We start from the raw sequence: 26,835 nt of genomic DNA, 5'->3' as shown, positions 1-26,835 counted from the left end.
GTCTGGCACCGCGCCTCGCCGCGTTGCCGTCACTCGCCATGACTCCCTCCTCCACCGTGCGATCCGCGGCACCGGACCCCACTCCCTGATCCGGCCTGATCGGCTCGACACCCCCTACCCATCGCGCGCGCTACGGTGGGGCATCGGAACAGCGGCGAGGCATCAGGCGGGGGCAGGGCACACCCATGGCACAGGGCACGGTCCAGGTGACGCACACCGGCACATCGCGGTGGCGGCGCCGCACGGGTGAGTACGCCTCTCTCGCCGCCGCCCTGGAGGCCGCGAGCGACGGGGACGTCCTCACCGTCGCGCCCGGCACCTACCGGGAGAACCTGGTCGTGCGGCGGGCCGTCACCCTGCGCGGCCCCGAGGCGTCGCTCGGCTCGGTGCGGATCGCGCCGCCGGACGGAGTGGCGCTGACGGTCCGCGCCTCCGTCACCGTCCAGGACCTGCACATCGAGGGGCAGGACGTCGCCGCGCCCGCGCTGCTCGTCGAGGACGGCACGCCCGAGCTGCTCGACCTGCGGATCATGACGCGCTCGGCCGCCGGGATCGAGGTGCGGGGCGCCGCCCGCCCGACGGTCCGCCGCTGCACGATCGACAACCCGGCCGGGGTCGGCATCGCGGTGGTCGACGGCGCGGGCGGGGTGTTCGAGGAGTGCGAGGTGGTCTCCGCCGGGCAGGCGGGCATCTCGGTGCGCGGCGGGGCGCATCCGCGTCTGGAGCGCTGCCGCGTGCACCACGCCTCCGGCGCCGGGATCGCCGTCACCGGCGAGGGCAGCGGCCTTGAGGGCGTCGGCTGCGAGGTGTACGAGATCAAGGGCGCCGGTATCCAGATCGCGGCGCGCGCCACCGCACACCTCACCGACTCGTCGGTGCACCGCACGTCGGCTGACGGCATCACCCTCGACACGGACGCGGTCCTCACACTCTCCGACTGCGACATCCACGACGTCCCGGAGAACGCGGTCGACCTGCGCTCGCGCTCGGTGCTGACCCTGACCCGGTCGACGGTCCGCCGGTTCGGCCGCAACGGTCTGTCGGTGTGGGACCCGGGCACGCGCGTGGACGCCAACCAGTGCGAGATCCACGACAGTACGGGCGACTACCCGGCGGTGTGGGTGAGCGACGGCGCGACCGTCGTCCTCGACGCCTGCCGGGTGCACGACGTGCCGGACGCGCTGTTCGTCCTCGACCGCGGTTCGCGCGTGGACGTGGTCGACAGCGACCTGTCGCAGGTGCGCAACACGGCGGTGTCGGTGAGCGACGGGGCGACGGCCCAGCTCGACGACTGCCGGATCCGGGAGGCCTCCACGGGCGCCTGGTTCCGGGACCACGGCAGCGGCGGCACCCTGGCGGGGTGCACGATCGACGCCGTGCAGACCGGGGTCATCGTCACCAAGGGCGCCGACCCCACGATCGACCGGTGCACGGTCACCTCGCCCGCCGAGGCCGGTTTCTACGTGTCGGCCGAGGGCCGCGGCACCTTCCACGGCTGCCGGGTCACGGGCAGCGGCGGATACGGGTTCCACGTGACGGACGGCTGCCGGACGAGCCTGCGCAAGTGCCGTACGGAGCGGTGCGCGCGCGGCGGGTACGAGTTCCCGGAGGAGGGCGCGGTCGCGGAGGACTGCACCAGCGACGAGAGCGCGGTCCGCTCCTCCGTGCCCGACGGCGGCGCCGCCCTGACGGCCACGCAGTCCGCGGGGCTCCTCGGGTCGGTTCCCGTGCCCCGTACCCAGCCGGCCGCCGCCCCGGCGCCGGTGGTTCCGGTGCCCGAGGCCTGCTCCTCGCAGGACGTCCTCGGCGAACTGGACGCCCTGGTGGGCCTGGAGAGCGTGAAGCACGAGGTGCGGACGCTCACCAACATGATCGAGGTGGGGCGTCGGCGTCAGGAGGCGGGCCTCAAGGCGGCCTCGGTCCGCCGCCATCTGGTCTTCACCGGCAACCCCGGCACCGGCAAGACGACCGTGGCCCGGCTCTACGGCGAGATCCTCGCCTCCCTCGGCGTCCTGGAGCGGGGCCACCTGGTGGAGGTTTCCCGGGTGGACCTGGTCGGCGAGCACATCGGCTCGACCGCGATCCGTACGCAGGAGGCCTTCGACCGGGCGCGCGGCGGCGTGCTGTTCGTCGACGAGGCCTACGCGCTGTCGCCGGAGGACTCGGGGCGGGACTTCGGCCGCGAGGCGATCGACACGCTCGTGAAGCTGATGGAGGACCACCGGGACGCGGTGGTCGTCATCGTCGCCGGGTACACGGCGGAGATGGAGCGCTTCCTCACCGTCAACCCCGGTGTGGCGTCCCGCTTCTCACGGACCATCAGCTTCGGCGACTACGCGCCGGACGAGCTCCTGCGGATCGTGGGGCAGCAGGCCGACGAGCACGAGTACCGCCTCGTACCGGGCACGGACGAGGCGCTGCTCACCTACTTCACGAAGCTGCCCAAGGGTCCGGCCTTCGGCAACGGCCGTACGGCGCGGCAGACGTTCGAGTCGATGGTGGAGCGGCACGCGGGCCGGGTCGCCGCGCTCGCCGAGCCGAGCACGGACGACCTGACCCTGCTCTATCCCGAGGACCTTCCCGAACTCCCCTGACGATCTTGACGGTCGCCGGCGTTCGGCCCACGCTGGCGGGGCAGGGCAGGCAGCAGCTGGTCGAGGAGCGCGGAGCGCCGCTGGGCGAACGCCGGGTCGGCCTGGTAGTCGGAGTGGCCCAGGATCGGTTCCGGCAGCGGGTGTTCACGGGTGCGGCCGTACGCGACGGGGTCGAGCAGGACGTCTTCGTCGACGGCCGGCCGGTCCGCCTCCGCGGGGACGCGGACGGGGCCGCCGATGGGGTCGGTGGCGCGGTGGAGGTTGCTCCAGCAGTGGACCGTGCGGTGGAGGGACCGGAGCGCCTCGGGGCCGAAGTAGGCGGGGAACCAGCGCCCGTAGAGCCGCTCCAGGGGTGAGCCGTAGGTCAGGAGCGCGACCCGGCCGCGGGTGGCGGGCGGGAGCTGCCAGACGGCGGCCGCGGCGAGGACGCTGCCCTGGGAGTGGCCGGAGATGACGAGCCGGCCGCCGGTGCCGCGGGTCCAGGAGCTCATGCGCCAGGTGAGGTCGGGGACGGCCCGTTCGGCGTAGCAGGGCGGGGCGAAGGGGTGGGCGGCGCGCGGCCAGAAGGTGCCGACGTCCCAGAGGATGCCGATGGTGCGACGGGCCGAGGCGTCCTTGTAGGCGCGGCGGCCCCAGGTGACGAAGAGCAGGAAGCCGAAGCCGATCATCCAGGAGCCGAGGGCCTGGGCGGCGGAGGCGGTGGAGGCGATCGCGGGGTGGGCGCCGTCGAAGGCCCGGCCGGGGACGTTTCCGCTGGCCCAGGCTCCGGCGACGGACGCGGCCCCGAGGAGCAGGGTCGCGCCGGAGACGACGCCGACGAGGACGGGCGCGGAGTCGGTGAGCGCCGCGCGGGCCCGGCCGGACGCGATCTGTCCCGTGCGGACCGGGTCCGGTTCGCACGCGGCGCCGTAGTCGGCCTCGACGGCGGTCCGCAGCCGCCGCGCGTCGAGCACGGTCCGTGCGGCGAGGAGGGCGGCGGGCACGAGCAGCAGCAGGAGCAGCACGGGGATCACGGACGCCTGCCAGCTGAGCAGCACGGGCGGGCCGATCCGGGGTCCGTGCGCCCCGCCGGGGCCGTCGAGCCAGTCGGCGACGCGCTGGGCGACGCCTCCGGACATGACGCCGGCGAGGGCGCAGGCGAGCATGGCGACGGCGGGGCCGCCGAGTCCGCGCAGCGCGGTGCCCGGGTCCCTGCGGGGGCGCTGGAGGAGCAGGGCGACCACGCCGAGGGCGACGACCAGGCCGCCCTGGGCGACGGTGAGGGCGCCGAAGGCGGCGTCCCCGGGGAGGGTCCCGCGGGAGACCCAGCCGGGGCGGGGCCGGCAGGCGTGCACGGCGGTGAGGACGAGCAGGGCGAGGGCGGAGCCGGGCAGCCAGGACACGAGGGCGCGCTCGACGCGCAGGTCGAGGCGCCGCTCGCTGCGGCCCCGACGGCAGACGACCCACAGGACGACGGCGCCGAGGGCGACGAGGCCGGCCTGGAGAGCGAGGCCGAAGGCCGCGCGCTCCCCCGTGTCGTGGCGGGCGGTGACGGTGGCGAGGGCCGCGGCGACGGTGAGGAACCCGGCGGCGGTGTGCGCGCCCCGGAGCCGGGCGACGAGGCGCCGCCCGTACCAGAATCCGGGACGGCCGAGGGCGGGGCGGGGCTCGGCGGGGGTGGGGCTCGGGGGGCCGGTCTCCTCCTGGTCGGCGGTCTCCGTGTCGGCGTGAGCGCCGGTGCGGGCGGCGGCTCGCGTCTCGGCTTGCGTCTGGGCTCGCGTCTCGGCTCGCGTCTCGGCCTTCGGCTCCGGCGCGGGGGCGTCGTAGCCGGTGGGCGGGCGCTGGGCCTCGTACGCGCTCCAGGTCCGGTGAGACAGGTACCAGAGCAGACCGACGAGCGCCGTCGGCACGACCGCGGCGAGGGCGAGTCGGCGCCCCGGCGCGGACCACCAGCCGCCGCGGTCGGCGGCGAGGAAGCCGAGCCAGGAGTACGCGTCGGAACAGGCCGCGGTGCCGGCGCACTGCCAGGCCGTCAGATCGAGCGCGACCTCGCAGGCAGCGGCGGTGAGGAGCACGGTGAGGGTGAGGGCGACGAGCCGGACGAGGACCCCGTACAGCCGGACGAGTCCGGGCCGGCCCTGGGCGGGCGGGCGCATCCAGTGGGCGAGGTTGGCCACCATGAAGGGCAGGAGCAGCAGCCACAGCGCGCGGCTGCCGTCGCCGGAGGTGAGGTTGGACCAGCAGTACGCCTCAGGTACCGGCCGCGCGGCGTACCGCTCGGGGTGCTCATCGGCGTCGAGGTCCTCGGTCCGCCGGTACACGGCGGCGGTCCGGTCGCCGGTGACGCGTACGGTCCTGGGGTCGTCGAGCATGGACTGCGGGGTGGCTCCGCCGACTCCGTGGACGAGGAGTTCGAGCGCCGCGCCCCCGGTCTCCGGGGCGGGTGTGGCAGGGGACACTTAGGGGACTTCCTCTCTGAGTGGGAGGATGCGACGTCGGAAACAGGATCGCGGACGGCCGTGCGACCGCGCACGGTCTCTCACCGAATCCGACACTGATCCCCTCGTCCCCTGCGGAAGGACCGGCCCCGGCGGTGACTGACAACCAGAACCTCCTCGCGGAGCAGCGGCGCGCCCTGATCCTCGACGAGGTCCGGCGGCGCGGCGGTGTACGGGTCAACGAGCTGACCCGTCGGCTGAACGTCTCGGACATGACGATCCGCCGCGACCTGGACGCCCTCGCCCGGCAGGGCATGCTGGCGAAGGTGCACGGCGGGGCCGTGCCGGTGGTCGAGGCGAGCACCCATGAGCCGGGCTTTGAAGCCAAGTCGGTGCTCGAACCGAGCGCCAAGGACGAGATCGCGCGGGCCGCGGCGGCCCTGGTCGCGCCGGGCACGGCGATCGCCCTGTCCGGCGGGACGACGACGTACGCGCTGGCCCGGCATCTGCTCGACGTCCCGGATCTGACGGTGGTGACCAACTCGGTGCGGGTCGCGGACGTGTTCCACGAGGCGCAACTGGCCGGCGGTGGGGGCGAGGTGCGCCGCGGGGCGGCGACCGTCGTCCTCACGGGCGGGGTACGCACGCCGTCCGACGCGCTGGTCGGGGCGGTGGCGGACCGGGCGGTCCGCTCGCTCCACTTCGACCTGCTGTTCCTCGGGGTGCACGGCATCTCGGTCGAGGCCGGCCTGTCGACGCCGAACCTCGCGGAGGCGGAGACGAACCGCTGTCTGATGCGGTCGGCGCGCCGGGTGGTGGTGGTCGCCGACCACACCAAGTGGGGGACGGTGGGCCTGAGTTCCTTCGCCGACCTGGGTGAGGTCGACACCTGGGTGACGGACCGCGGCCTGGGCGAGGGGGTACGCGGCGAGGTGGCCGAGCACCTGCCGGGGCTCGTGGTGGCGGGCGAGGAACCGGCGTGACCCTGTTCCGGGTCGAGCGGACCGTACCGCTGGCACCGGACGAGGCGTGGCGGCGGCTGACGGACTGGCCGGCCCACGGCCGCCAGGTGCCGCTGACCCGGACGAGGGTCCTCACGCCGGGGCTGAACGGGGCGGGGACGCGGTTCACGGCCCGGACCGGGATCGGCCGGCTGGCCTTCGACGACCCGATGCGGGTCGTGCGCTGGGAGCCGCCGGAGGCCGGCCGGCCGGGCGTGTGCCGCCTGGAGAAGTCCGGTCGGGTCGTGCGGGGTTGGGCGGAGGTCGCGGTGTCGGTGGCCCCGGACGGCGGCTGCCGGGTGCGGTGGACGGAGGAGCTCGCGGTACGAGGACTCCCGCGCGCCTTCGACCCGGTCCTGGCGCGTGCCGGGCGGGTCCTGTTCGGCCGGGCCGTGGACGGCTTGCTCCGCCGCTGACGGGCGTCGCGCCCTACGGGCGTCGCGCCCTACGGGCGGAGTTCCGCCGCCACCAGGGCCGCCGCCCTGGCCACGAGCGGGTTGTCGGCCGCCGCGTCCTCCTCGGGCTTGGCCGTCAGGACGGCCAGCAGGACCGGGCCGCCGGTCGGCGGCCAGGCAACGCCCGCGTCGTTGTTGCCGCCGTACCGCCCGCCGCCTGTCTTGTCGGCGAGGATCCAGTCGGCGGGCAGTCCCTTGCGGAACCGTTCGCCGCTGGTGGTGTTGGCGAGCATCCAGCCGGTCAGCCGATCGCGGTCCCGGGGCGTCAGGGCGTCGCCGAGGACGAGGCGCCCGTAAGTGCGGCCGATGGCACGCGGGGTGGTGACGTCGGTGCGGCGCCACGGCTCGGCGGAGTTCAACTCCGGCTCCCAGCGGTCAAGACGGGTGACGTCGTCCCCGATCGACCGGGCGAACCGGGTGACGGCCGCCGGCCCGCCCAGTTCGCGCAGGAGCAGATTCGCGGCGGCGTTGTCGCTGTAGCGCAGGGTCGCGTCGCAGAACCCGGCGACGGTCATCCCGTCGGCGAGGTTCTCCGGCAGCCCGGTCCTCGGTGAGAAGCCCGACCGCCTGACCAGCGCCTCCGTGTAGCGGATGCGCTTCGCCAGGAAGGTGCCGTCGTGGTCGAGGTCGCGCAGGACGGCCGCGGCGGCGAGGGTCTTGAACAGCGAGCACATCGGGAAGCGTTCGTCGGCGCGGTACGCCAGCGTCCGGCCGGTGCGGACGTCGTGCGCGAACACGCCCAGCCGGGCGGCGTGTTCGCCCTCCAGTTCCCGCAGCCGGGTGGCGAGGCGGTCCCGGCCGCCTCGGGCCGTCGAAGCCCGGGCCGTCGAAGTGCGGGCCGTGGAGGCGCTGGCCGTGGAGGCGCTGGCCGTCCCCCCGAGTGGGAGGACGGCGGCGAGCGCGGTGCCGGCGCCGAGTGCGAGCGCGGTGCGGCGGGACGGGCGTGGCGCTGTGGTGGACAAGGTGGTTCCCCTTCCGGTCCGGCGAGATCCTTGTGCAGTCCATCATGCGCGGCGGCCGTTGGCACCCTGTGCCATTGACATGCCGTCAGCTAGGGTTCACTTCCGCGTCCGTCCTGGGGAGGTTCGGTCCATGGCACGCCGACTGAGGCCGGTGGAGCTCGACTTCACCGCACACGCGCCCGTCCGACTCGTCTACACGGCGACCCTGGCCGCACCACCATCGGCCGTCTACCGGTCGGTGGCCGTGGAAGTGGGCAGTATGCCCTCGTGGTTCACCGCCGTCACCTCCGCCGTCCCGACGGGGGACGGGGCGGGCCGGACCATACGGCTGCGGGGCGGAATAGTCTTCGAGGAGACGATCCTCGCCGCCGAGCCCGACGTCCGGTACGGCTACCGGGTGGACCTGACGAACGCCCCCGGCGTCACGGCACTCGCGGAGGAGTGGTCCCTCTCCCCCGCCGGGAAGGGCACGCGCCTGCGATGGACGATGGCCGCCGACGGCGCGGCTCCGTTCCGCCTCGCGCTCCTCCTCGCCCGCCCCGGCGTCGGGCTGTCCTTCCGGGACGCGGCGCGCCGCCTGGACCGGCGGCTCACTCCGGCCAGGCCCCCGTCGCCAGGAACCGCTCGATAGCGGCGCTGTACGGCGTGATGTCCAGGCCCTGGGCGGCCAGCCAGTCGTCGGAGTAGTACTTGTCGAGGTAGCGCTCGCCCGGGTCGCAGATCAACGTGACGATGCTGCCGGTGCGCTCCTGCTCGACCATCTCGGCCACGATCTTGAAGGCGCTCCAGAGGCCGGTGCCGGTGGAGCCGCCCGCCTTGCGCCCTATGGCCGTCTCCAGGGCACGGACGGCTGCGACGCTCGCGGCGTCGGGGACCTTCATCATGCGGTCGATCGCGCCGGGGACGAAGCTCGGCTCCATGCGGGGGCGGCCGATGCCCTCGATGCGCGAGCCGCAGTCGGCGGTCGCGTCGGGGTCGTTGTGCGTCCACCCGTCGAAGAAGCAGGAGTTCTCCGGGTCGGCCACACAGATCCGGGTGTCGTGCTGCATGTAGTGGACGTACCGGGCGATGGTGGCCGAGGTGCCGCCGGTGCCCGCGGTGGCCACGATCCAGGCGGGCTCCGGGTAGCGCTCCAACGTCAGCTGCTGGTAGATCGATTCGGCGATGTTGTTGTTACCGCGCCAGTCGGTGGCCCGCTCGGCGTAGGTGAACTGGTCCATGTAGTGGCCGCCGGTGCGCGCGGCGAGGGCAGCGGACTCCTCGTACATCGTTCGCGAGTCGTCGACGAAGTGACACTCCCCGCCGTGGAACTCGATGAGCCGGCACTTCTCGGGGCTGGTCGTGCGGGGCATGACCGCGATGAAGGGGACGCCGACGAGCTTCGCGAAGTACGCCTCGGAGACGGCGGTCGAACCGCTGGAGGCCTCGATGACGGGCTTGCCCGGCCGGATCCAGCCGTTGCAGAGCCCGTAGAGGAAGAGGGAGCGGGCGAGCCGGTGCTTGAGGCTGCCGGTGGGGTGGGTCGACTCGTCCTTGAGGTAGAGGTCGATGCCCCACTTCTCGGGGAGCGGGAAGCGCAGGAGGTGGGTGTCGGCGGAGCGGTTGGCGTCGGCCTGGACCTTGCGGACGGCCTCCTTCAGCCAGGCCCGGTACGCCGGATCGCTGTGGTCGACGTCGAGGGTCGGCGGTGCGGTGGTCCCCGGTGCCGTGGTGGCCGGCGCCGCGGTGGCCGGCGCCGCGGTGGCCGGCGCCGCGGTGGCCGGCGCCGCGGTCGTCGGCGCCGCGGTCGCGCTGTTCTCCGTGGTGCTCATCCGTCCCACTCCTCGCTTGCTGCCCCTGCTTCCCGATGTTGACAATACCCCTCCCACCTGGGCAAACGTTCCCTTTGATGTCCCATAGGCATCCCTTGTGGCGGGGCTACTGGTGCGGTCACGGGCCGCCCGGCACACTGGTGGGGCAACCGGGTGAAAGGGGTGGACCGGCATGGCGGAACCCGAGTTCAGTGCGCGGGGCGTACGGATCGCACGCTGGCCGCGCGCCTTGACGCGCGCGGGAGAGGTACGGATCGAGGACGGCCGGCTCGCGCTGCTCACGAGCTACGGCAGCGAGATCGACAGCGCGCCGGTGACCGCCGTACGCGCCGGGCGGCCGTGGTTCGCCAAGGCCGACGAGACGGTGGCGACGGTGAACGGGACCCGGTACCGGCTGACCCTGCACCACGGGGACGGCGACGGGACCGAGGAGTCAGGGAGCTTTCTCGCGGCGCTGAGGCGGGCTGCGGGGCGCTGACCTGCCACGGCTCGCGGCAAGTTGCGGCCCGGTCACCCCTGGTTCACGCTGGAACCACCTCACCGAGGGTTCACAGGTGGTGACGTTGTGCTTGGGTCGCCACCCCGCCGTACCGCTGTACCGCATGAGAGATCCGAATCTTCGTCTTCTTCCGGACTACTTCGGGGAGTCGCAGCCGTGATCAGCGAGCCGAGCAGGTATTACGCGGTGGAGCTCCACGCCCTGCCGTCGCGGATCGGACAGGTCCGCAGAATCGTCTCCGCGCATCTGCGCCACTGGCATCTCGACGCTTTGATCGACCATGCCGCGCTCGGTGTCACCGAGCTTCTGACCAATGTCCATCGACACGCGCAGCCGGACAAGCGCTGCACGGTCGAGATCGAGCTGCTGCTCGACCGGCTCACGGTCTCGGTCAGGGACCACGACCCCCGCATACCGGAGGCCGGCACCCTCGTCGACGGTGACATCGACGGCGACGGACTCGACGCGCTCGAGGCGCTCGCCACGTCCGGCCGTGGCCTCGCCATCATCGGCGCGGTCAGCGAGAGTTGGGGCGTCCGCCCGTGCGGCGCCGACGGGAAGGTCGTGTGGTTCACGCTCGCGGCCCCGGCTCCCCCGGTCCCGGTGGACGTGTGCCGGGTCGCCGTGCGGGACGTCCTGCCCGCGAGTTCCTTCCCGCGGTACGACCGGCTCCCCGGCGTCCCGCTCAGCATCCCCGCCGATCCGCTCACCACCGATCCGCTCTCCGGCGATCCGCTCACCGTCCCCGCAGCCGATCCGACGCGCGCGCCCGCGGTGGCCCTCTAGGGGTGATCCGCCGGACAGGGGCCAGGGCTGTCCAGCCGGTCCTCCGGGGCGGCCGGGCCCTCCGGTGTCCTCACTCCGCGGCGATGGCCCGGAGGATCTCCAGGCGCCCGGCCCGGCGGGCCGGTCGCCAGGCCGCCGCGACCCCGGCGACCGAAGGCCGGCCGGTGTCGGCTCCTCGGATCGTGGCCGAGGGCCGGCTGGTGTCGGTCTGGAAGGCCTTCATGCGGTCGAGGACGCGGTCGGCCGTCGGCGCGGCCATCCGGTCGACGAGCCGCCCGTCCGCGAGGAGGACCACCTCGTCGGCGTGGGCGGCGGCGACCGGGTCGTGGGTGACCATGACGACCGTACGGCCGGTCTCCCGCACGGTCCGGCCGAGCAGCCGCAGGACTTCCTCGCCGGAGCGCGAGTCGAGGTTCCCGGCGGGTTCGTCGGCGAAGACGACGTCCGGGTCGCCGACGAAGGCACGGGCGACGGCCACGCTCCTCCTACGCCCCGCGGGCGTGGGGGACCCCCAGCTGCTGACCGCCGGAGAGTTCGCCCGGCCGGTGGTGCAGGCGGTCCCGCAGGCCGACGGTGTCGACGAGCCGGTCGAACCGGGCCCGGTCAGGGGGTCCTCCCGGCGGAGGTCGAGCGGGAGGGTGATGTTCGCCACGACGGTCAGGGTCGGCAGCAGGTTGAAGGCCTGGAAGACGAAGCCGACGCGGTCGCGGCGCAGGAGCGTCAGGCGGCGGTCGTCGAGCGTGGAGAGGTCGGTGTCGCCGACGAACGCGGCGTCGGAGGTGAGGGTGTCGAGCCCGGCGACGCAGTGCAGGAGGGTGGGCTACCCGAGCCCGAGGGGCCTACGACGACGGTGAACCGGCCGGCCGGGAAGTCGACGCTCACCCCGTCGAGGGCCCTGACCTCGGTGTCGCCGCGCCCGTAGACCTTGACGGCGTCCGGGACCCGGGCCGCGTCGGCGGGGGTGTGGGTGGCGGTGGTCATGCCCGACGGCCCTTGGTGGTCGCGGCGCGGCCGAACTGCTCCTCCAGGACGGTGAGGCGCCGCCAGTACTCGTCCTCGTCGATCTCGCCTGCGGCGAACCGGTGGCCGAGCAGGGCGATCGGCGAGTGCTCGTCCGGCCCGCCGTCGCGGTAGGGGCGGCCGCCGCGTCCCGGGCGCCATCCGGCGCGGCGGGCGACGGTGACGATCCCGGCGATGACGACGGCCCAGACCAGGGGGAAGAGGAGGATCCACGGGCCGGGGCCCGCGTGGGCGAGTGTGTTCATGAGGGTTCAGCTCCTCGGTGCGCTGTGGGGATGTGTCCGTGGTTCGAGACTCGCCCCGGGAGGGGGTCCGGGGCGTCCTACGGGCAGCGGCTTCGCGCGTACGACAGCGGGAGTACGGCGGGCGGGTGCGGGGGCCTCCCGTCGGACCTTCCGTTCTGTACCTACTGGTATGTACAGTGCGGTCATGAGCACCCCGAAGACCACCTCCGAGCGGCTCGTCGAAGCCACCCGCGAACTGCTCTGGGAGCGCGGCTACGTGGGCACCAGCCCCAAGGCCGTCCAGCAGGCGGCGGGCGCGGGCCAGGGCAGCATGTACCACCACTTCGCCGGGAAGCCGGACCTGGCGCTCGCGGCGATCCGGCGCACGGCCGACGAGATGGGCGCGGCGGCCGAGGCCGTGCTGGGCGGCGGGGGTTCGGCGTACGCCCGGATCGAGGCGTACCTGCTGCGCGAGCGCGAGGTCCTGCGCGGCTGCCCGGTGGGGCGGCTGACCATGGACCCGGAGGTGATCGCGCATCCGGAGCTGCGCGCCCCCGTCGAGGAAGTGCTCGGCCGGCTGCGCGGCAGACTCGCCGAGGTGGTCCAGGAGGGGCTGGACAGCGGTGAGTTGAGAAACTCCCTCATCCCCGAGGAGATCGCGGCGACGGTCGTGGCGACCGTGCAGGGCGGCTACGTACTGGCCCGTGCCACGGGCTCCCGGGCGCCGTTCGACAGCGCCGTGCGCGGGCTGCTGACGCTGCTCGCCGCTACCTGATCCCCCGGTTCGAGATCACCGGAGGCCGTTCCGTGCACGCGATGCAGTACGAGATCACTCTAGCCAACGGGGCACCCTTGCATAGACGTTATCACGGCCGTTGACCTGCGGAAACGACGACTCCCCGGCCATCCTCCACGGGGGAAGAGGGCCGCGCGTGCTGTCGCTGTGTCTGCCCGGACTGCCACGCTCGGATGCGACGCGCCGAGACGCTGGAGTTCGGCGTCGATTGACCGGATCTCCGCTTCCGCGGCCGTCGCATCCACGTCGATGCCGATGCGCTTGCCGGACAGAGTTTCCATGCGGGCGCGAAGACGGGCGAGTTCAGCGTCCACTCCCGTGTCGGAGAGGCGGACGTCCAGGCGCGGCATGGCCTGAAATGCTGCCGTCAGCTTCGTCTTCAGGGAGCGCGCGAAGGCGCCGCCTGTGTCGCTGCCCTGTCGAGCCGCAGCGCGCTGAGCCGCCTGACCACCGGTCTGTATCGCTTGCGGGAGTGCGGTACCTACCTGACGCACGATGGCGTCAGCCATGCGATCGCCGAGGATGCGACCCGCTTCCTGTCCGACCCGGTCCGCGGCAGGAAGGACTATGCGCCCAGCTTCCGGTGGAAGTTGGGCGCGATCGGCAGAACGTCGACGCCGGCACTACCGACGATGTCCAGGTCTGACGCCATCAGAACTCCACCAACGGGCCGATGTCGGTGGGTTCACGCCGCGCGTCGAGTGCCGCACGCAATTTCTCCATGCCTGCCTTCGCTACAGGCGTGTCCGCCGTAACCGGGGCGGTAGCGAGGGTGCGCTCCAGCCACAGGAAGTCAGCACAGGTGTGACTGCAATGCGCCGTCGGCAACAGCACGTCGCCGACCATCGTCAGCATGGGCAGGAAGGTTGCAGCCGTCGCGTGCACACGGCTCGTTCGGGTCAGCGGGCATCGGTACCTCTCAAGAGTCTGGAAACCTCGAAGGGCCCGCAGCGTTATGGCTACGAGCCCTTCGGGGATTAGTTGGTTACTGCACCTTTGGAACACTTCTGGGCTTCTGACCTGCGGTTTTCGTCAAGCCAGAGAGGGCGCTCCTGCCTAGATCTAGCTCGCTCGCTGGGCGCGATCCACCCTGTCCGGCCCGCGCGCGGGCCCCTGACGGGCCTAGGCGGCCCCTACGGGGCTCCTGTGGACACCGTGGCGGCATCCCCCAGACCCGTACAGACAGAGAGGACTAGCACCTCTACGGTCTTGAGGGTGACCGGCAGGGGGTCACCGGGTGGCCCTGTTGAACTAGCCTTCCTTGCAGCATCGTTGCTCTTCCTGTACGTTGGGCGGCGCGTGTATCGGCTGGAAACCTTCGCACGCGCAACCCTTCCCGAAAGGACGAACTGACTGTATTTGGCCTCGCCGCAATGGCGCAGGCCCAGGAGCTGCCACGTCGGCTCCTAGCTGGAGACTTCACCCCTAGGTGAGGTGTGTCTCCATGCAATACGCGTCAGTGACACTCGGGAGGAAACAGCGTGACGTCCAGCGGCACCACCACTATCTGCGCGCACCCGGTTCGCGACATCATCATCGTGATGCTCGTCGGTGTGGTGGCGGGCCTTCTGTCTTTTATCGTCGTCACCGAACTCGGTGGCACTGCTCTTGATGGCCTCACCAAGGCCGGAACCGCGTGCCTCGCGGTTACTGGTGCGGGCCTCATCGTGCTCCAGTACCTCAAGCGCAACTAACGTCTTCGAGAGGGGCGACCCAGTCGGGTTGCCCCTCCGACGCATGGAGTCCCTCAGCGCTCCATGGAGTAGCCGTTCTCCACAAACGGATTGCGGTTGGCGGTCGGGACCGTCTTCTTCTCGGGACGCCGGCCGTCCTCGTCAAGCCCGTTGCGCTCGCGGTAGAGGGCGGCGCCAGCGCTGACACCTCCTCGGTTGCTGCCGACGTCGGGTCCCTGGTTGCCACCGGAACGAGGCGCGGGCGGCGTCGGGTTCGCTGCGCTGAGCTCAGCGGCGAACGCCTGCGCATCGGCCGTCAGCTCGTCCGCCGTCGCCCCGCGGAGTCGCTCGCTCTGCTCGGGCGTCAGGCCAGCAGCGAGACCGGCGCGGAGCTTGGCAAGCTCCAGCTCTGCGGGGTGGGGCGTCTGCGGGTTCTGCTCGGGTTCCATCTCGATACCTCTCTTCTAATAGCGCCAGACAGGCGCCGTCGAGTCCCCCGGAGTTGCGTTGGCTTTGGGCTTGTCGGGGGCGGGATCGCTGTGGTTCAGGTGCGGCGTCGTGGAGTGCGGGTAGACATCCGGCGCCTTCGGCGTGGGGATAGGCGTCTCGGTCACCCGAAGCGTCACCGGGCCGTGGTCGTCGTAGACGATGGGCGCCGGCGTGGCGGCTTCGACCTCTTCCGCCAGTTCCTCGAACGACCCCGGGACGTAGGCGGCGCCGCTCTCAGCAAGCCAGAGCACCGAAGCAACGGAGTAGGTCTTGGAGCGCGCGGCGTTCCGCACGTACTCCGGCACGTCGTCGGCTCGGGCTCCCCGCGCTTCACCGTGGCCGGCTGTGCGCCAACGCGTGGCTAGATTGCGCGCCTCGTTGCTTCCTGGCAGTTCTCCACGCCGCAGCTTCGGCGTCAGCAACGCCCATTGCGCCGCACGCACGTTGGCGACGTCAGAGACGCACGCCTGAAGCCGTCCCCACGCCTCTACGGCGTCGCCTCCGGCTTTGATGGCCTCCTCCGCGTTCCTGGCTCCGCTGAGCTTTTCGGAGGCCGCGAGAGCCTCGCTCAGGACGTCAGCCAGGCGCCCCGCAAGGTGCGCGAGAGCGTCGGGTGCGAGGCTCTCGAACGCATCGGTTGCACGGTCCTCCGTGAACTCGACGGCGTGCTTCAGCGCGAGTCGCTCCGCTTCCCACGACATCCCGTCCGCGTAGGCCGTCGCCGCTCGCTCGCCAATGTCAGATGGCCATCGACCGGTAGCCGCGAACGACTGGACCGCCTCGTCGATCACGCGGTCTCGTGCACGGTGGGGCTCCTCGCCGGCACCGTGCCGCGCGAGACGTCGCTTGGCAGCCTCGAATACGTCGTCCGTGCGCTTGATCTCCGGAACGGTCGCCAGCGCTGCCGCCAACTCCGGGTTGGTTACTGCCATGTTCGGTTACCTCTCGTTGGAAATGACTGAGCCCCCACCGGTCGGCAGGGGCTCAGGAAGGGGTCTGTGCGGGCGCCTAATTCTCCAGCCGTAGATCGTGATCTTCACGTCTGACCGGCTTGCCGTCGATAGTGGCTGGCCTGGGCGCGGGCTTGGTGGCGACGTCGCCAGCAGGACCAGTCGAGCTGGTGGGCCGCGTCGCGGACGGGCCGGATGACGAGCGTGGTGAACAGGCGCTGGATCTCGTGGCAGGTGAGCGGTATCAGGTCGGCCGGTCCGGGTTGCCGGGTGTGCTCGTCGGCTCGGACGACTGCGAGGAAGGCGTGGGCGAGCATGGCGAGGGTGACCCAGCGGGACCAGGAAGCGAAGCGGCGGACCTGGTGCTCGGCCAGTCCGGCCAAGCCCTTGCCGGACTGGAAGAACTCCTCCACCCGCCACCGTGACCCCGCGACTCTCACCAGCGTGGGCAGCGGCACGGGGGTGGTCGAGTAGCAGCGGTAGAAGGCGAGTTCACCCGTGCCGCGGTTGCGGCGGATCAGCAGCTGGTAGCTGCCGGGGCCGGGGTGGACGAGGTCGATGACGGCCCAGTCGTAGAAGCGGTGTCCCTTCGCCCCGGTCCCGGCGGACAGTTTCTGCCAGGCCCTCTTCGGCAGCTTCTTGGCCAGGGCGTCCGCGCGGAACTTCCCTGCCTAGGTGGTGACTTCGTGGGTGCGGGCGACGGCCAGGACGTAGCCGCAGCCGCAGCCGCGCTCCTCCAGTGCGCCCCGCAGCGTCGGATTGCCGCCGTAGACCTCGTCGCCGGCGACCCACGGGGCTTGGTGGGCCGCGTCCAGGAACCGGCCGATCATGCGGGCGGCCAGCTCCGGCTTGGTGGCGAACACGGTCTCCCCGCCGAGCCCGGCGGCCTGGCAGCGGTCGGGCTGGTCGGTCCACGAGCGCGGCACGTACAACTCCCGGTCCACCGCGGCGTGACCGCGCCGCCCTGCGTAGACGAGGTGGACAGCGACCTGCGAGTTCTCGATCCTGCCCGCCGTGCCGGTGTACTGGCGCTGGACACCGACCGTGTGGGTGCCCTTCTTCACGTCCCCGGTCTCGTCGACCACCAGCACCGCTTGGTCGTCGCGCAGATGCTCCACTACGTACTCGCGGACCTCGTCGCGCACCAGGTCGGCGTCCCACTTGGCCCGGCCCAGCAGGTGCTGCATCCCGTCCGGAGTCGCATCGCCGGCCCACTCGGCGATCGTCCAGCAGTTCTTGCGCGGCAGGTCAGACAGCAGACCGAGCACCAACAACCTCACCCGGCGCCGGGGCTCGACCCGCGTGAACCGCCCCGCGATCCGGCCCATCAGGCCCTCGAACGCGTCCTGCCAGCGGGCGGGATCTATGCTGTGACCTGCGGCCACCGTCTCTTCGTCAGTCCACACAACTCACGATGATCAACGGTGGCCGCACCTGTGTCGGCACAGGCCCTGACCAGCGAAGTCACGCAGTGCCGCTACTGGCTAGACTCGAATCAGGGGCATCTCAAGGTCGGAGGTGACTCCATGCCCGCTATCCTCTTCGTCCGGATCACATCCGGACTCGATGCGCAGGAGTTCGAGCGGCGCCTGCTGGAGCGGCGGCCCCGCTTCCGTGACGTACCCGGTCTCCTGCAGAAGGTCTACGGCCGCGACAGCGCGACCGGCGACGTGTGCGGCATCTACTTCTTCGAGAGCCAGGAGGCGCTCGACGCGTTCCGGGAGACCGAGCTTGCCCGCACCATCCCTGCCGCGTACGAAGCGGTCGAGGTCCGTCGCGAGGTGTACGAGGTGCTCTATTCGCTGCGGCCCGACCGGGGGCCCTTAGCCGAGTCCGGCCACCCGGCGGCGTGACCCGCCGACGACTGGCGCGAGGGCATCAGACCGAGCCCGTGCCAGCCGCTACCAGCGCCAAGCAGCGCAACAACCGTGAAGATCACGATCTACGGCTGGAGTACTAACCGTGTCCGTGTACGCGCTCAGGTTGTCTGCCCAGACCTTACGAACCACGTAACCGTTGTCCGAAGCCCAGCGACGTCCTCGCTCTTCTTGGGCTCGGAATGTCAGCGCCCGCTCCCGCTGACGTGTGATGGCTGACTTGCGCAAATACAGATCGATCTGCTGCATCTGCTCCCCTGCCTGGCGGTGAGACTACATGCAAGGGTGCCCATGCAGCCCTGCCCGCCGACTACGACATGGGGATCATCCGCGAGCGGGTCGCGACGAGGGGCCATCTGCTGGACGCCTTCCCGGGGCTCGGGCTGAAGGCCTATCTGATCCGGGAGCGGGCGGCCGGATCGCCGGTCAATCAGTACGCGCCGTTCTACCTCTGGGCCACCCCCGAGGGCATGAACTCCTTCCTCTGGGGGCCCGGCTTCCAGGGCATCGTGAACGACTTCGGCCGGCCGGTGGTGCAGCACTGGACGGGCCTGTCGTACGAGGAGGGGCCGGCGGCCGCGTCGGCTCCCCGTACCGCGACGCGACGCAGGATCCCGCTCGGTGAGGCGGTGCCGCCGGGCGAGGCGGTGGCGGAGGCGGTGGCCCGGCACGCGCGGGAGGCGCGCCGGGACCGTGTGGTCGCCTCGGCCCTGGCCGTGGATCCCCGCCACTGGGAGCTGCTCACGTTCACCCTGTGGGCCGACGGGCCGTCGACCGATCGAGAAGCGCGCGCCGGCGAGGGCGAGTGCTTCCGGGTCCTGCATCTCTCGGCCCCCGGTCGCGGAGTACTGGGGGCCGGACGGCGCCGGTGGTGACGCGGCCTCAGGCCACGGCGACGAGGGTGAGGTACGTGATGCCGAGGGCCCGCCGGTAGCCGTTGAGCCAGCTCGACCGCTGGCGGTCGACGCGCTCGCGGGTCTCGGTGGCGAGCGGGTGATCGGGGTGGGCGGCGAGCCAGACCTCGGTGTCGTACCGGTAGCCGGACTCGAACTCCTCCCATTCCTCGGCGCTCGCCGTCTCGATCCACGCGGGTCGGAAGCCCGCCTCGATCGCGACGTCCACGAGGGCGCCGAGGGAGAGGTGGTCACCGGTGTGCGCGCCGGGCCACATCCCGGCCAGCTCCTCCTCCGTCGGCGTGCGCTCCCAGAAGCCCTCGCCGAGCACGACCCGACCGCCGGGCCGGACGAGCCGGCGCAGTTCGCGGAGAGCGACAGCGGGGTCGTGCGACTGCTCGGGGTCGCAGAGCGCCTGACTCGACCCGAGGCAGAGGATCGCGTCGACGGGGCCCCGGTCGGTGCCGAGGGCCGACTCCTCGACGAAGAGCACGCGGTCGGCGAGACCGCGCTCCTCGGCGAGCGCCCGGCCGCGGGCCAGGTCCTCGGCGTTGATGTCGATCCCGATCCCCTTGGCGCCCGGGGCGTTCTCCAGGACGCGGAGGAGCAGCTCGCCCCAGCCACAGCCGATGTCGAGGACATCCGCGGGCCGTTCGGCGGCGAGCCGTTCGATCATGCGGGTGGCGCGGGCCTCGGAGAGGGGCCCGTGGAAGGTGAGGCTGCCGAGGCGCGGCGGAAGACTGGAATCGGAAGTGATCATGAGGTGGAACGCTACGTCGTACGCCCTCCTCCGCCCATCGATTTTTGGCCGACACGGCACGGGATACGTCACATTCCACGCGCCCCGCATCCGCCCGTCCGGCCGGCAGCCCCCTGATGTCGGCGATCTTCCACGACGAACCCGCCATCGACGCCCTCGAAGAACTCGGCGTCACCGCGTCCTCCGTCCTCCGTCCTCCCCGCCATGGCTCGGGCCGGTCCGGTCGCGGGGGACGTTCAGGCTGAGTCCCGGCCGAGCGCGGCCAGCGGATCGTCGAGCACCGGCTGCCAGGCCAGCTCGGCGGCCCCCACCAGGCTGTTGTGGTCCAGGGTGCAGGGCAGGATCGGGACACCGCCGCTGCGGCCCCAGAGGCTGCGGTCGGCGACGACCGCGCGGAGGCGCTCGGGGTCGGCGTCGAGGAGCTCGCGGTGGAGTCCGCCGAGGATGATCCGGTCCGGGTTGAGGATGTTCACCAGACCCGCGAGACCGAGACCGAGGCGGTCGATCAGCTCCCCGACGGCCACCCGGACGCCCGGGTCGTCGCGACTGGTCCGCAGCAGGTCACGGGCCTGCTGGAGCAGGGAGACCTCGGGACCGGGATCCCGGCCGGCGACCGTGAGGAAGGCGAGCGGGTCGGTCTCGACGTCGAGGCAACCACGGCTGCCGCAGTGGCAGGGGCGCCCTTCCGGATTGACCGTCAGGTGACCGACTTCCAGGGCGAGGCCCGCACTGCCCGTGTGCAGGCGCCCGTCGAGGACGAGCGCGCCGCCTACACCCCGGTGGCCGGTGGCGACACAGAGGAGGTCACGGGCGCCGCGCCCGGCGCCGTGGCGGTGCTCGGCGAGGGCGGCGAGGTTGACGTCGTTGCCGGTGAAGGCCGGCCCCTCGATTCCGGCGGCCCGCACCCGCTCGGCGAAGATCTCCCGGACCGGCGCACCGGCGGGCCAGGCGAGGTGGAGCGGGTTGAGTGCCGTGCCCTCGGGCTCGGCCACGGCGGAGGGCGCGGCGAGTCCGGCGCCGACGCAGCGGCGGCCGCTCTCCCGGAGCAGCGCGGCTCCCGCGTCGACGACGGCGCCGAGGACCTGGGCCGGGTCGGCGGAGACGGTGACACAGCCGGGGGCCGTGGCGACGATGGTGCCGCCGAGACCGACGAGCGCGGCCCGGAAGCCGTCCGCGTGGACCTGGGCGGCGAGGGCGACGGGGCCCTTCTCGTCGACGGCGAGCCGATGGGAGGGACGCCCCTGGGAGCCCGCGGCGGCACCGGGGTTGGAGTCGACGCGGATGAGACCGAGGGCCTCGAGCTCGGCGGCGACCGCACCGGCGGTGGCCCGCGTGACGCCGAGCTCGGCGGTGAGGACGGCTCGGGTCGGCGCCCTTCCGGTGTGCACCAGCTCCAGCGCGGGGCCGAGCGCGTTGCGCCCCCTGTCCAGCCGTGTCCGGATCGTCGTCGCCTTGCCGTTCATGGGGTGGAGTCTCCCATGATCGGGGCGTGGGGTGTTCCCTGGACGGGGTGCGGGGTACCCGCTGGCCAGGGCCTGTGTCCGCTGGGCGGTCGGGCGGGCACCCCGTCGGTCCAGCCGTGGGGGACGCTCCGGGACCGTATGCGGAGCTGCATGATTCACGGCGCGCACCGGGCCTGGAGAGCGCGGGCTCTTCTTACGCGCCGCGCCACACATCACGCTTCACGTCCCGGACACGGGCTCTGCGCGTCCCTCGGTCCCGTGCGTCACCGAATCGCCCCACCTCCGGAGCGGGCCGGCTCGGGCGAGGGCTGCGTCCTCGCCCGAGCCAGGGGTGGTGTCAGGTCAGTGGGCGCCGAGGAAGGCGCCCTCCGGGCCCTTCTCCCAGCCCTTCTCGAAACACGAGCCAGTGAAGATCGTTCCGTACACGGACGGGACGCCGGTCACCGCGCAGTGCGAGCTGAAGCCCGCGCTACCGGCGGAGAAGTACCCCGCCCCGACTCCGTCGTTGGCAAGCGCGGCACCGGCGCCGCCCAGCAGAATGCCCACGGCCAGGACAGACGCGGCGAGAGAACGCATGACTACTCCTCAAGATCTCGGAATGACGTGCCAGAAGTGCTCGTCTGCCGGTCAAACGCCTCCGGAAAAGGCGAGACACGACGTCTCACTCCAATGCCGGGCAGTCGGATCCATGGGTCACGCGGGTGCAGAAACGATGCTCTCCGGTGGCCCGTTGGGGAGCACCCTCACCACGATGACCTGGCCTTTGTCACCCGAACAGCGTCCACGGCCGTGGACATCACAGTTCGGCGCGGAGGGTGCGGCTTCATCGGCGCCGCCTTCAGGGCACGGGCGGTCACGAGGCCGTCGGCGATCTCGCAGCGCCAGCGATCGGCCGGCGGTGCCCGATGATCAAGAGTCACCTTCGGGTTCGCCCGCCGCGCGCTTGATTGCGGCCGGGGGATCCCCCTATCCTGAGTTTGTGCCGCTACTAAACAAAGTACGGACGGCCGCATCGGGGGGCTTCGGCGAAAACACCGCCACCCGCTCCCTGTCCCGCCTCCGCATCGCCCTGACCCTCTTCTTCGCCCTCGACGGATTCCTCTTCGCCGGCTGGGTGGTCCGCATCCCCGCCGTCAAGCAGCAGACCGGCGCCTCGGCCGGCGACCTCGGCCTCGCCCTCCTCGGCGTCTCGGCGGGCGCCGTCGTGACCATGACGCTGACCGGGCGCCTCTGCCGCCGCTTCGGCAGCCATGCCGTCACCGTCGCCACCGCCGTCCTGCTCTCCCTCTCGGTCGCCCTCCCGGCGCTCACCCGGTCCCCGCTGGCCCTCGGCCTCGTCCTGCTGGTCTTCGGCGCCGCGTACGGCGGGATCAACGTCGCCATGAACAGCGCCGCCGTGGACCTGGTGACCGCCCTGCGCCGCCCGGTGATGCCGAGCTTCCACGCCGCGTTCAGCCTCGGCGGCATGCTCGGCGCCGGCATCGGCGGGCTCCTCGCCGGAAGCCTGTCCCCCGCCGTCCACCTCCTCGGCCTGACGGTCGCCGGCCTGGCGCTGACGGCCGCCGCCGGGCCCGTACTCCTGCGCCACACCGCTCCCGGCCGACCGGAATCCCTCCAGGGAGAGACGGAGAAGTCGCCGAACGCCGGGAAGCCCTCGCGGGCGGCTCGCCGCACGGTCCTCGTCTTCGGCGTGATCGCGCTCTGCACGGCGTACGGCGAAGGGGCACTGGCCGACTGGGGCGCGCTCCACCTCGAACAGGACCTGGGCGCCCACCCGGGCGTGGCCGCCGCCGGCTACTCGGTCTTCGCCCTGACCATGACCGCCGGCCGGCTCTCCGGCACGCTCCTCCTGGAACGGCTCGGCCAGACCCGTACCCTCGTCGCGGGCGGGGCCGTGGCCGCCGCCGGAATGCTCCTCGGCGCGCTCGCCCCGACCGTCTGGGCCACCCTCCTCGGCTTCGCGGTGACCGGCCTCGGCCTCGCCAACATCTTCCCCGTCGCCGTCGCCCGCGCCGGCGCGATCGCCGGACCCGGCGGGGTGGCGACGGCCTCCACCCTCGGTTACGGAGGCATGCTGCTCGGCCCGCCGACCATCGGGTTCCTCGCCGACTGGTTCTCCCTGCCGGTGGCGCTCACCACCGTCGCGCTCCTCGCCGCCGGTGCCGCGGCGATGGGCTACTGGGCGCGGAACGCGAGTGCCAGACCCACGAGTTGAGCACGCGCACGCACGCGGGCTGCGAGAATCCGCCCCATGGAAACGATCACCGGGGGCACGATGAAGATCGCAGAGCACATCACGGCGCTGGAGACGGCCGGGCGGGCGCTCGCGGAGGCGGCGGCCGAGGCCGGGCCGGACACGGAGGTCCCGACCTGCCCGGGGTGGCGGGTCCGGGACCTCCTGCGGCACACGACGATGGTGCACCGCTGGGCCACGGCCTTCGTGGTCGAGGGCTACACCACGTACCACCCGGACGGCGGCGAACCCGCCCTCGACGGCGACGAGTTGCTCGCGTACTACCGGGAAGGCCACGCGGGCCTGGTCGCCGCGCTGCGCGCTGCGCCGGAGACGCTGGAGTGCTGGACCTTCCTCCCCGCACCCTCGCCGCTCGCCTTCTGGGCGCGGCGGCAGGCACACGAGACGATCGTCCACCGCGCGGACGCCGAGTCGGCGCTCGCGACCGGGCCGGGGACGGTTGACCCGGTGTCGGCCGCCGACGGGATCGACGAGCTGCTGTGCGGCTTCCACGGCCGCGACAGCAGCCGGGTGCGTACGCCCGGGCCGCGGATCCTGCGGGTGCGGGCCACGGACACCGGCGACGTCTGGACCGTACGCCTGTCGGCCACGGAACCGCCCCGGACGGAACGGGGCACCCAGGCCGCGGCGGCGGGGCCGGGGGCTGCGGCGGATGCGGAATTCAGCGGGACGGCCGGGCGGCTGTACCTGACCTTGTGGAACCGGCTGCCGGCCGACGCCGTGACCCTGACCGGGGACGATGAGCTCGCCCGGCTGTGGCGCGAGAACTCGGCGGTGACCTGAGCTGAGAGCGGGGCCGCGTCGGGGCCGGGGACCCGGACCCAGGGCGGGGACCCGGACCCAGGGCGGGAGCCCGGACCCAGGGCGGGAGCCCTGACACGAGGGCGGGAGCCCGGACCCAAGGCCGGGGGCAGGCCCAGCCCGCAGCCCCGGAGCACCGCTCTCGGCTCAGGAGCTGCGGTCCAGCATGCGGATCAGCACCTCGCGCTGGAGCGGCCGCACTTCGACATGGCGCGCGAGGCCCTTCTCCGTGAGCTTCACCTGGACACCGCGCCGGTCCTCGGCGCACATCCCCCGCAGGACCAGGCCGTCCTTCTCCAGGCGCGCGACCGTACGCGACAGCGCGCTCTGGCTGAGGTGGACCCGCCCGGCGAGCTCCTGGACGCGCCAGGAGCCCGGGCCGTCGTCGGTCGCGCCCTCGGCGAGGACGTCGAGGACCTCGAAGTCGCCGGCGCCGAGCCCGTACGGATGGAGGGCCCGGTCGAGCTCACAGGTCGTACGGGCGTGCAGGGCGAGGACGTCACGCCACTCGTCCACGAGCGCGCGTTCGGACTGGTCGCTGGCCTTCCTACCGGCCGGCGTGCTCGTGGCGCTCTCCTCCACGAAGATCGGCGGAATCGTGGACCGCTTCGGCACGCCCCGGGTGATCGCCGTCGGCTTCACGCTGCTCGTCGTCGCGTACGCGCTGTTCCTGCGGATCTCGCTGATCCCGCAGTACGCGGCCGTGATCCTGCCCTCGATGCTGCTCCTCGGCGCCGCCTGCGCCCTGGTCTTCCCCTCGCTCAACATCCAGGCCACCAACGGCGTGGCCGACCGCGAGCAGGGCATGGTCTCCGGACTGCTCAACACCTCGATCCAGGTCGGCGGCGCGCTCTTCCTCGCCGTCATCACCGCCGTCATCACCGCGGACGGGGAGGCGTCGCCGTCTCCACAGGCGGCCCTGGACAGCTTCCGCCCGGGCCTCGCCGTGGTCACGGTCATCGCCCTGGCCGGACTCCTGATCACCCTGCCGGGGCTCCGGAAGAAGCGGCGGAGCACCACCGAATCGGTCGTCGTCGCCCGCTCGGAGTCCACGGACGCCCCGGCGAAGGTCGCGGTACGCGACTGAGCCCGCCCACCGGAGGCCGTCACGGACGGGAACACGGACGGGAGTCCGGACGGGAGTGACGGCCTCCGGCCCTCCGGTCCTCCGGCCCTCCGGTCCTCCGCTCAGCCCAGCCAACCGGGCCGCACGAGGCCGGACTCGTAGGCGAGGACCACGAGTTGGGCCCGGTCCCGGGCCCCCAGTTTCACCATCGCGCGGCTCACATGGGTCTTCGCGGTGAGCGGACTGACGACCAGCCGACGGGCGATCTCCTCATTCGAGAGGCCGATCCCCACGAGCGCCATCACCTCCCGCTCCCGTTCGGTCAGCGCGCCGAGCGCGGCCGTGGCCGCCGGGGCCTTGGAGCGGGCCGCGAACTCCTCGATCAGCCGCCGCGTCACGCCCGGCGAGAGCAGCGCGTCCCCGTGGACGACCGCCCGCACCGCCCGCAGCAGCTCCTCCGGTTCGGTGTCCTTCACGAGGAAGCCGGAGGCGCCGGCGCGGAGCGACTCGAAGACGTACTCGTCGAGTTCGAAGGTGGTCAGCATCACGACCCGGACCTCGGCGAGGTCCGGGTCGTCCGTGATGCGCCGGGTGGCGTCGAGCCCGTCGAGCCCCGGCATCCGGATGTCCATGAGGACGACGTCGGGGCGCAGCGCCCGCACCCGCTCCACGGCCTCGCCGCCGTCCGCGGCCTCCCCCGCCACCTCGATGTCCGGCTGGGCGTCGAGCAGGGCCCGGAACCCCGCACGGACCAAGGCCTGGTCGTCGGCGAGCAACACACGGATCACGGGGTCTCCTCGGAACTGGGCGGACTGAGCGGGAGAACGGCGTGTACGCGGAAGCCGCCGTCGGGCCGGACGGCCGCCTCGATCGTGCCACCGAGCGCGGCGGCCCGCTCCCGCATTCCGGCAAGTCCGTTGCCGCTGCCGCCCGCCTCGGTGCCGGTGGCCGGGCCGTCGTCGTCGACGCGCAGGTCGAGGCGGGCGGGGCCGTGCGCGATCTCCACCCGGGCGGTGCGGGAACCGGAGTGCCGGACCACGTTGGTGAGCGCCTCCTGCACGATCCGGAAAGCCGCGAGGTCGGCGCCGGGAGGCAGGGCCGCGGTGGGCGGGCCGCTCGCCGTGACGGTGACGGTGAGACCGGCGGCGGCGGCCTGTTCGACGAGTTCGGGGAGGCGGCCGAGGCCGGGGGCCGGGGCGCGCGGGGCGGCGCCGGGGGTACGGAGGGTGTCGAGGACCTGCCGCACCTCGCCGAGCGCCTCCTTGCTGGCGGCCTTGATGGTGGTCAGCGCGGTGCGGGCCTGCTCGGGGTCGGCGTCGAGCAGGGCGAGGCCGACCCCCGCCTGCACGTTGATCACGGAGATCGAGTGGGCGAGCACGTCGTGGAGTTCGCGGGCGATGCGGAGCCGCTCCTCGTCGGCGCGGCGCCGCTCTGCGGCGGCACGCTCGGCCCGCTGCTGCGCCCACTGCTCGCGCCGCACCCGTACGAGCTCGGAGGCGGCGAGCACGGCGACGGCGAAGGCGCCCGCGGGCAGCTCCTGTCCCCAGGGCGCGGGACCGTCGCCGGCCGGGGGCAGCCATCGGTACAGCCAGTGCGAGAGCAGCAGGTGGCCCGCCCACAGCAGGCCCAGGGCGCACCCGGCGGCGGTCCGGTGACCGTGGACGACGGCGGCGAAGCAGGCCACGGCGACCAGGACGAAGACCGGGCCGTACGGGTAACCGGCCGCCAGGTAGGCGAGGGTGACGGCCGTGACGCCGAACACCACGGGAACGGGCCACCGGTGACGGAGCACCAGCGGCGCCGTCCCGAGGAGCAGCAGGGCCCGCCCGAGGGCGTCGAGCGTCTCCCGGTCGGGCTGGTTCCGTGCGGCGAAGCCGGTCCCGGCCATGACGAACACGGCGATCACCAGCGTGGACCGCCACGGCAGCCCGGCCGGGCCCCGGTCGCCGGCCCACCATCCCCACGGCGCCCGGCCAGGGCCTCCGACACCGCGCCCGGCGGTCCGCTCCTCGTCCATACCCGCCACGCTAGCCGGGCCCGCCGC

General features: G+C 72.8%; 27 protein-coding genes and 2 pseudogenes. 13 read left to right on the top strand and 16 right to left on the bottom strand.

Features of this window, described 5'->3' with window-relative positions:
* Positions 1–185: 185 nt before the first annotated feature.
* Entirely contained in the window at positions 186–2,594 is a 2,409-nt protein-coding gene (locus tag ACFWWU_RS07440) for a right-handed parallel beta-helix repeat-containing protein (protein WP_384140285.1), read from the top strand.
* On the opposite strand, the gene ACFWWU_RS07435 is transcribed toward ACFWWU_RS07440, so the two are convergent.
* Positions 2,564–5,032: a hypothetical protein gene (locus ACFWWU_RS07435; protein ID WP_384140283.1), complete on the bottom strand. Its 2,469-nt coding sequence runs from the start codon at positions 5,030–5,032 to the stop codon at positions 2,564–2,566. The genes ACFWWU_RS07440 and ACFWWU_RS07435 overlap by 31 nt on opposite strands.
* A 134-nt stretch (positions 5,033–5,166) precedes the next feature.
* Here ACFWWU_RS07435 and ACFWWU_RS07430 point away from each other — a divergent pair, with 134 nt between their 5' ends.
* Both ACFWWU_RS07430 and ACFWWU_RS07425 read left to right on the top strand, forming a co-directional pair.
* Positions 5,167–5,994 (top strand): DeoR/GlpR family DNA-binding transcription regulator, encoded by an 828-nt coding sequence (locus ACFWWU_RS07430; protein WP_384140280.1) that lies wholly within the window; start codon positions 5,167–5,169, stop codon positions 5,992–5,994.
* Positions 5,991–6,428: an SRPBCC family protein gene (locus tag ACFWWU_RS07425; protein WP_384140277.1), complete on the top strand. Its 438-nt coding sequence runs from the start codon at positions 5,991–5,993 to the stop codon at positions 6,426–6,428. Before ACFWWU_RS07430 ends, ACFWWU_RS07425 begins: the two co-directional genes overlap by 4 nt.
* 29 nt (positions 6,429–6,457) lie before the next feature.
* Here ACFWWU_RS07425 and bla read toward each other — a convergent pair whose 3' ends face one another.
* Positions 6,458–7,429 carry a class A beta-lactamase gene (gene bla / locus ACFWWU_RS07420; protein WP_384140274.1) on the bottom strand — a complete coding sequence of 324 codons (972 nt, stop codon included), beginning with the start codon at positions 7,427–7,429 and terminating at the stop codon, positions 6,458–6,460.
* A 130-nt stretch (positions 7,430–7,559) separates the two neighbouring features.
* Between bla and ACFWWU_RS07415 the strand changes: the two genes are divergently transcribed.
* Complete coding sequence (locus ACFWWU_RS07415) at positions 7,560–8,060, top strand: SRPBCC family protein (protein ID WP_384140271.1); 501 nt, start codon at positions 7,560–7,562, stop codon at positions 8,058–8,060.
* Here ACFWWU_RS07415 and ACFWWU_RS07410 read toward each other — a convergent pair.
* A complete protein-coding gene (locus ACFWWU_RS07410; RefSeq protein ID WP_384140268.1) occupies positions 8,020–9,240 on the bottom strand; it encodes a PLP-dependent cysteine synthase family protein in 1,221 nt (406 codons plus the stop codon). The two genes, ACFWWU_RS07415 and ACFWWU_RS07410, sit on opposite strands and share 41 nt — an antisense overlap.
* Before the next feature lie 172 nt (positions 9,241–9,412).
* Between ACFWWU_RS07410 and ACFWWU_RS07405 the strand changes: the two genes are divergently transcribed.
* Positions 9,413–9,718, top strand: a complete 306-nt coding sequence (locus ACFWWU_RS07405; RefSeq protein ID WP_384140265.1) for a hypothetical protein — start codon at positions 9,413–9,415, stop codon at positions 9,716–9,718.
* A 177-nt stretch (positions 9,719–9,895) separates the two neighbouring features.
* Positions 9,896–10,525 carry an ATP-binding protein gene (locus ACFWWU_RS07400; RefSeq protein WP_384140262.1) on the top strand — a complete coding sequence of 210 codons (630 nt, stop codon included), beginning with the start codon at positions 9,896–9,898 and terminating at the stop codon, positions 10,523–10,525.
* A 70-nt stretch (positions 10,526–10,595) separates the two neighbouring features.
* On the opposite strand, the gene ACFWWU_RS07395 is transcribed toward ACFWWU_RS07400, so the two are convergent.
* Genes ACFWWU_RS07395 through ACFWWU_RS07385 form a run of 3 tightly spaced genes read right to left on the bottom strand, consistent with a single transcriptional unit; the run spans position 10,596 to position 11,790 of the window.
* The gene (locus tag ACFWWU_RS07395; protein ID WP_384140664.1) at positions 10,596–11,336 is read right to left on the bottom strand and encodes an ABC transporter ATP-binding protein; all 741 of its coding nucleotides are present in this window, start codon (positions 11,334–11,336) and stop codon (positions 10,596–10,598) included.
* Positions 11,246–11,506, bottom strand: a complete 261-nt coding sequence (locus ACFWWU_RS07390) for a hypothetical protein (RefSeq protein ID WP_384140260.1) — start codon at positions 11,504–11,506, stop codon at positions 11,246–11,248. Before ACFWWU_RS07390 ends, ACFWWU_RS07395 begins: the two co-directional genes overlap by 91 nt.
* Complete coding sequence (locus ACFWWU_RS07385) at positions 11,503–11,790, bottom strand: SHOCT domain-containing protein (protein ID WP_384140257.1); 288 nt, start codon at positions 11,788–11,790, stop codon at positions 11,503–11,505. The genes ACFWWU_RS07390 and ACFWWU_RS07385 overlap by 4 nt, the downstream gene beginning before the upstream one ends.
* Before the next feature lie 169 nt (positions 11,791–11,959).
* Between ACFWWU_RS07385 and ACFWWU_RS07380 the strand changes: the two genes are divergently transcribed.
* Complete coding sequence (locus ACFWWU_RS07380; RefSeq protein WP_384140255.1) at positions 11,960–12,544, top strand: TetR/AcrR family transcriptional regulator; 585 nt, start codon at positions 11,960–11,962, stop codon at positions 12,542–12,544.
* A gap of 672 nt (positions 12,545–13,216) precedes the next feature.
* On the opposite strand, the gene ACFWWU_RS07375 is transcribed toward ACFWWU_RS07380, so the two are convergent.
* On the bottom strand, positions 13,217–13,420 hold the full coding sequence (locus ACFWWU_RS07375) for a hypothetical protein (protein ID WP_384140253.1): 204 nt from the start codon (positions 13,418–13,420) through the stop codon (positions 13,217–13,219).
* Positions 13,421–14,046: 626 nt separating this feature from the next.
* Here ACFWWU_RS07375 and ACFWWU_RS07370 point away from each other — a divergent pair.
* Positions 14,047–14,259: a hypothetical protein gene (locus ACFWWU_RS07370; RefSeq protein ID WP_384140251.1), complete on the top strand. Its 213-nt coding sequence runs from the start codon at positions 14,047–14,049 to the stop codon at positions 14,257–14,259.
* A gap of 53 nt (positions 14,260–14,312) precedes the next feature.
* On the opposite strand, the gene ACFWWU_RS07365 is transcribed toward ACFWWU_RS07370, so the two are convergent.
* The 3 genes and pseudogenes from ACFWWU_RS07365 to ACFWWU_RS07355 all read right to left on the bottom strand — a co-directional run bounded on the left by ACFWWU_RS07365 (position 14,313) and on the right by ACFWWU_RS07355 (position 17,005).
* On the bottom strand, positions 14,313–14,687 hold the full coding sequence (locus ACFWWU_RS07365; RefSeq protein ID WP_384140248.1) for a hypothetical protein: 375 nt from the start codon (positions 14,685–14,687) through the stop codon (positions 14,313–14,315).
* 15 nt (positions 14,688–14,702) lie between these two features.
* The gene (locus ACFWWU_RS07360; protein WP_384140245.1) at positions 14,703–15,659 is read right to left on the bottom strand and encodes a hypothetical protein; all 957 of its coding nucleotides are present in this window, start codon (positions 15,657–15,659) and stop codon (positions 14,703–14,705) included.
* Positions 15,660–15,763: 104 nt separating this feature from the next.
* A pseudogene (locus ACFWWU_RS07355) lies at positions 15,764–17,005 on the bottom strand (IS701 family transposase).
* A gap of 198 nt (positions 17,006–17,203) precedes the next feature.
* Here ACFWWU_RS07355 and ACFWWU_RS07350 point away from each other — a divergent pair.
* Both ACFWWU_RS07350 and ACFWWU_RS07345 read left to right on the top strand, forming a co-directional pair.
* Positions 17,204–17,530, top strand: coding sequence for a YdhR family protein (locus tag ACFWWU_RS07350; RefSeq protein ID WP_384140242.1), 327 nt, complete (start codon positions 17,204–17,206; stop codon positions 17,528–17,530).
* A gap of 323 nt (positions 17,531–17,853) precedes the next feature.
* Positions 17,854–18,429 carry a DUF4865 family protein gene (locus ACFWWU_RS07345; protein ID WP_384140661.1) on the top strand — a complete coding sequence of 192 codons (576 nt, stop codon included), beginning with the start codon at positions 17,854–17,856 and terminating at the stop codon, positions 18,427–18,429.
* 7 nt (positions 18,430–18,436) lie between these two features.
* Here the strand turns inward: ACFWWU_RS07345 and ACFWWU_RS07340 are convergent, their stop codons facing one another.
* From ACFWWU_RS07340 to ACFWWU_RS07330, 3 genes are all read right to left on the bottom strand, one after another.
* Entirely contained in the window at positions 18,437–19,207 is a 771-nt protein-coding gene (locus tag ACFWWU_RS07340; RefSeq protein WP_384140239.1) for a methyltransferase, read from the bottom strand.
* Positions 19,208–19,443: 236 nt separating this feature from the next.
* Positions 19,444–20,670, bottom strand: a complete 1,227-nt coding sequence (locus ACFWWU_RS07335) for an ROK family protein (RefSeq protein ID WP_384140236.1) — start codon at positions 20,668–20,670, stop codon at positions 19,444–19,446.
* 342 nt (positions 20,671–21,012) lie between these two features.
* Positions 21,013–21,246 carry a hypothetical protein gene (locus tag ACFWWU_RS07330; protein ID WP_384140233.1) on the bottom strand — a complete coding sequence of 78 codons (234 nt, stop codon included), beginning with the start codon at positions 21,244–21,246 and terminating at the stop codon, positions 21,013–21,015.
* 403 nt (positions 21,247–21,649) lie between these two features.
* Between ACFWWU_RS07330 and ACFWWU_RS07325 the strand changes: the two genes are divergently transcribed.
* Both ACFWWU_RS07325 and ACFWWU_RS07320 read left to right on the top strand, forming a co-directional pair.
* Positions 21,650–22,885, top strand: coding sequence for an MFS transporter (locus ACFWWU_RS07325; protein ID WP_384140231.1), 1,236 nt, complete (start codon positions 21,650–21,652; stop codon positions 22,883–22,885).
* Between the two features lie 60 nt (positions 22,886–22,945).
* A complete protein-coding gene (locus tag ACFWWU_RS07320; RefSeq protein WP_384140658.1) occupies positions 22,946–23,707 on the top strand; it encodes a maleylpyruvate isomerase family mycothiol-dependent enzyme in 762 nt (253 codons plus the stop codon).
* A gap of 165 nt (positions 23,708–23,872) precedes the next feature.
* Here the strand turns inward: ACFWWU_RS07320 and ACFWWU_RS07315 are convergent, their stop codons facing one another.
* The gene (locus ACFWWU_RS07315; RefSeq protein ID WP_384140655.1) at positions 23,873–24,307 is read right to left on the bottom strand and encodes a MarR family winged helix-turn-helix transcriptional regulator; all 435 of its coding nucleotides are present in this window, start codon (positions 24,305–24,307) and stop codon (positions 23,873–23,875) included.
* Between ACFWWU_RS07315 and ACFWWU_RS07310 the strand changes: the two are divergent.
* A pseudogene (locus tag ACFWWU_RS07310) lies at positions 24,261–24,812 on the top strand (MFS transporter); the annotation flags it as partial. The gene ACFWWU_RS07315 and the pseudogene ACFWWU_RS07310 sit on opposite strands and share 47 nt — an antisense overlap.
* Before the next feature lie 101 nt (positions 24,813–24,913).
* On the opposite strand, the gene ACFWWU_RS07305 reads toward ACFWWU_RS07310, so the two are convergent.
* Together ACFWWU_RS07305 and ACFWWU_RS07300 are read right to left on the bottom strand one after the other, a co-directional pair.
* The gene (locus tag ACFWWU_RS07305; RefSeq protein WP_384140228.1) at positions 24,914–25,579 is read right to left on the bottom strand and encodes a response regulator; all 666 of its coding nucleotides are present in this window, start codon (positions 25,577–25,579) and stop codon (positions 24,914–24,916) included.
* Positions 25,576–26,808 (bottom strand): sensor histidine kinase, encoded by a 1,233-nt coding sequence (locus ACFWWU_RS07300; RefSeq protein WP_384140225.1) that lies wholly within the window; start codon positions 26,806–26,808, stop codon positions 25,576–25,578. The genes ACFWWU_RS07305 and ACFWWU_RS07300 overlap by 4 nt, the downstream gene beginning before the upstream one ends.
* Positions 26,809–26,835 lie beyond the last annotated feature (27 nt).

This window comes from Streptomyces sp. NPDC058650, assembly GCF_042717315.1.
Classification (GTDB): Bacteria; Actinomycetota; Actinomycetes; order Streptomycetales; family Streptomycetaceae; genus Streptomyces.
Note: the sequence above shows the minus strand (reverse complement) of the source record. Positions and strands in the feature narration are given on the sequence as shown.

Coding starts and splice junctions, on each gene's coding strand:
- ACFWWU_RS07440 (WP_384140285.1), top strand. CDS start 186: ATGGCACAGGGCACGGTCCAGGTGACGCACACCGGCACATCGCGGTGG.
- ACFWWU_RS07415 (WP_384140271.1), top strand. CDS start 7,560: ATGGCACGCCGACTGAGGCCGGTGGAGCTCGACTTCACCGCACACGCG.
- ACFWWU_RS07410 (WP_384140268.1), bottom strand. CDS start 9,240: ATGAGCACCACGGAGAACAGCGCGACCGCGGCGCCGACGACCGCGGCG.
- ACFWWU_RS07405 (WP_384140265.1), top strand. CDS start 9,413: ATGGCGGAACCCGAGTTCAGTGCGCGGGGCGTACGGATCGCACGCTGG.
- ACFWWU_RS07390 (WP_384140260.1), bottom strand. CDS start 11,506: ATGACCACCGCCACCCACACCCCCGCCGACGCGGCCCGGGTCCCGGAC.
- ACFWWU_RS07385 (WP_384140257.1), bottom strand. CDS start 11,790: ATGAACACACTCGCCCACGCGGGCCCCGGCCCGTGGATCCTCCTCTTC.
- ACFWWU_RS07380 (WP_384140255.1), top strand. CDS start 11,960: ATGTACAGTGCGGTCATGAGCACCCCGAAGACCACCTCCGAGCGGCTC.
- ACFWWU_RS07375 (WP_384140253.1), bottom strand. CDS start 13,420: ATGCTGACGATGGTCGGCGACGTGCTGTTGCCGACGGCGCATTGCAGT.
- ACFWWU_RS07365 (WP_384140248.1), bottom strand. CDS start 14,687: ATGGAACCCGAGCAGAACCCGCAGACGCCCCACCCCGCAGAGCTGGAG.
- ACFWWU_RS07360 (WP_384140245.1), bottom strand. CDS start 15,659: ATGGCAGTAACCAACCCGGAGTTGGCGGCAGCGCTGGCGACCGTTCCG.
- ACFWWU_RS07350 (WP_384140242.1), top strand. CDS start 17,204: ATGCCCGCTATCCTCTTCGTCCGGATCACATCCGGACTCGATGCGCAG.
- ACFWWU_RS07340 (WP_384140239.1), bottom strand. CDS start 19,207: ATGATCACTTCCGATTCCAGTCTTCCGCCGCGCCTCGGCAGCCTCACC.
- ACFWWU_RS07335 (WP_384140236.1), bottom strand. CDS start 20,670: ATGAACGGCAAGGCGACGACGATCCGGACACGGCTGGACAGGGGGCGC.
- ACFWWU_RS07330 (WP_384140233.1), bottom strand. CDS start 21,246: ATGCGTTCTCTCGCCGCGTCTGTCCTGGCCGTGGGCATTCTGCTGGGC.
- ACFWWU_RS07320 (WP_384140658.1), top strand. CDS start 22,946: ATGAAGATCGCAGAGCACATCACGGCGCTGGAGACGGCCGGGCGGGCG.
- ACFWWU_RS07300 (WP_384140225.1), bottom strand. CDS start 26,808: ATGGACGAGGAGCGGACCGCCGGGCGCGGTGTCGGAGGCCCTGGCCGG.